The organism is Candidatus Woesearchaeota archaeon (assembly GCA_020854775.1).
Lineage (GTDB): Archaea > Nanobdellota > Nanobdellia > Woesearchaeales > 21-14-0-10-32-9 > 21-14-0-10-32-9.
Window position 1 is genome coordinate 1 of the sequence record JAHKLZ010000035.1, and the last position, 2,627, is coordinate 2,627.

At 37.7% G+C, this 2,627-nt stretch carries 3 protein-coding genes; all 3 read left to right on the forward strand.

What is annotated here, in order from left to right:
- Window positions 1-256 precede the first annotated feature (256 nt).
- From KO361_05190 to KO361_05200, 3 genes are read left to right on the forward strand one after another with little or no spacing between them, the layout of a single operon-like run.
- Window positions 257-1,231, forward strand: coding sequence for a DNA cytosine methyltransferase (locus KO361_05190; protein MCC7574961.1), 975 nt, complete (start codon window positions 257-259; stop codon window positions 1,229-1,231).
- Window positions 1,218-1,970 (forward strand): hypothetical protein, encoded by a 753-nt coding sequence (locus KO361_05195; GenBank protein MCC7574962.1) that lies wholly within the window; start codon window positions 1,218-1,220, stop codon window positions 1,968-1,970. Before KO361_05190 ends, KO361_05195 begins: the two co-directional genes overlap by 14 nt.
- The gene (locus KO361_05200; GenBank protein ID MCC7574963.1) at window positions 1,963-2,415 is read left to right on the forward strand and encodes a very short patch repair endonuclease; all 453 of its coding nucleotides are present in this window, start codon (window positions 1,963-1,965) and stop codon (window positions 2,413-2,415) included. The genes KO361_05195 and KO361_05200 overlap by 8 nt, the downstream gene beginning before the upstream one ends.
- Window positions 2,416-2,627 lie beyond the last annotated feature (212 nt).

Sequence of the window (2,627 nt, forward strand, 5' to 3'; positions counted from 1 at the left end):
ATCAACGCCCAGTTGCTAACAAAGTGTATAAATCATTGGGCGGATAGTGCTAATTTCAAGGGCGTTACATTTAATAAACTTTGTAGCGGTTTGGCAGTAAAGTGCTTCGAAATGCCCAACGCTTCATACACCAACCGTTGTAGGCAATTTTATTAGAGCGGACACCACTAACAAAAACGGTTGAAAAAATGTGTACTTTAACGACTTCGCAAACCGACAAAAAACTTAAATTTGGCGAAATCTTAATTGTACGACAATGGAAAAAATAAAATTTATTGACCTATTTTGTGGCATTGGCGGTTTTCGGATAGCTATGGAAGAAGCGTGCAGGGAAAACGACCTCATTCCTGAATGTGTTTTTTCATCGGACATAGACACATTTTGTCAAGATAGTTATGAAGCCAACTTCGGACATCGGCCTACAGGCGACATCACAAAAGTTGACGAGAAAGATATTCCTGACCACGATATTTTGTTCGCAGGATTCCCGTGTCAACCGTTCAGTATTATAGGACAGATGCAAGGTTTCAATGACATACGTGGAACTTTGTTTTTTGACATTGCAAGAATTCTCAAACACAAACGTCCTAAGGCATTTGTGCTAGAAAACGTAAAGCAACTTGTTGGACACGACAAGGGTAGAACTTTAAAGATAATTATTAAAACTTTACAAGAACTTGGTTATCATGTTCAGTATGCAGTTTTAAATGCACTAGACTACGGACTACCACAAAAACGTGAAAGAGTAATAATTGTTGGACACCGAGAACCTATTATGTTTTCATTTCCATCACCAGTAAGACCATTCAAACCGCTTTCTGAAATACTTGAAAAGAAAGTTGACAAGAAATATTACGCATCGGAATACATAGTAAACAAGCGTAAAGCAAAGCATAAATCAGCATACAAACTTTCTATTTGGCACGAGAACAAAGCAGGTAACATTTGCAGTTATCCCTATTCGTGTGCATTGAGAGCAGGTGCATCTTACAACTATTTGCTAGTGAACGGTGAGAGAAGATTAACACCAAGAGAAATGTTTCGTTTGCAAGGTTTTCCAGATACTTACAAAATTGTTGTGAATGACAGCCAGGCAAGAAAACAAGCCGGCAATGCAGTTCCTGTGAATTTAGTTAAAGCAGTTATTCTGAAACTATTACCGTATGTTGCCTCCTCATTGGATATGACTTCGGTATTAAGAGAATACGAAGTAGAATATGGCAAAGGATAAATCACCGAAACTTCGGACAGTAAACAAATCTGTTTCAGCATTTCCGCTAAATGAATTTCCAAAAGACTTCCCATTTCTTTTAGGAAAAGAGTTGGTTTATCTTTTGGCTTCAAAAGGGAAAGCTGAATTAGAAGGTTCTGAATGGGAGAATATTTTCGCCAATTGCATTGGTGCAGATTGGAAACCATCAAATGTTGGGTTAGATGATGTTGTGATGGGTAACACAGCTTGGGGTGCAAAAACTGTAAAATCATCAAAGCCCTCAAATCAAAAGAAAGTAAGACTAATTTCGGGGCGTAACTCTCCTGTTTATTCGTTCGGTGAGAGAATTGATACATCGGCAGACCCAAATTTAATCGGCAAACTTGTTTTAGATATTTGGAACGAGAGAGTTTCTGCAATCAGAGAGAAATTTAAACATTTGCGTACAGTTGTTTTAATCAAATCAAATGACCTTTCAGAAGTAGTAGTTTTCGAGTTTGAAACTATTCGCTATGACCTCGAACTTTATAAATGGGAATGGAACAAAAATAACAATCTGATTGGCATTGACAAGAAAACGGAAGAGCATCGTTTTACTTGGCAACCGCACGGTTCACAGTTTACAATCATTGAAGAAGTTCCTGAAAAAAGTTTGGTAATTCGTATCAAGCAACCGAAAACACTCGACAAAGAACAGATTTTAAAAGCGCTTGGATTTGATAAATCTTGGATAACTGTAATCCAAAAAAATGGCTGATGTTTTTTCCAAAGAACAGCGTAGCGCAGTAATGCGACAAGTAAAATCAAGTCGCAACAAATCCACCGAGTTAAAACTTATTGACTTTTTCAAAACTAACAATATCAAAGGGTGGCGAAGGAATTACAAACTCTTTGGCAAACCAGATTTTACATTTCCGACTTTGAGAACAGTTGTTTTTGTTGATGGCTGTTTTTGGCACGGACACAATTGCCGAAATACAAAACCTCAAGTCAACAAAGAGTATTGGAATAAAAAAATTGAGAGAAACAAACAACGAGACAAAGAAGTAACACTGACTTTAAAACAAAAAGATTGGACTGTTATTCGACTTTGGGAATGCGAACTGAAAAACGAAAAGCTATTGACCAAACGACTGAAAGAAAAACTGCCTACAACAGCACCTATACGCAAGTGGGGGTTCTGTGCTTCGAATGAAAAATAAGTGCTAAATATGAAGAGTAGTTCTTCGTAGGAAAGTTTGGTTCGAGAAAGCCCCACCTGCGTATAGCTGCAAACCGTTACAGGCAAGCGTAAAAGACAGTGCAATCCTGACATTGACGATTGAAAACCGAGACTTTGCAAACAAAAAAGTAAACCGAATTTTACACGAATGACTGTTCATTACATATTTAAAAAGACCAACGAGCCGACACG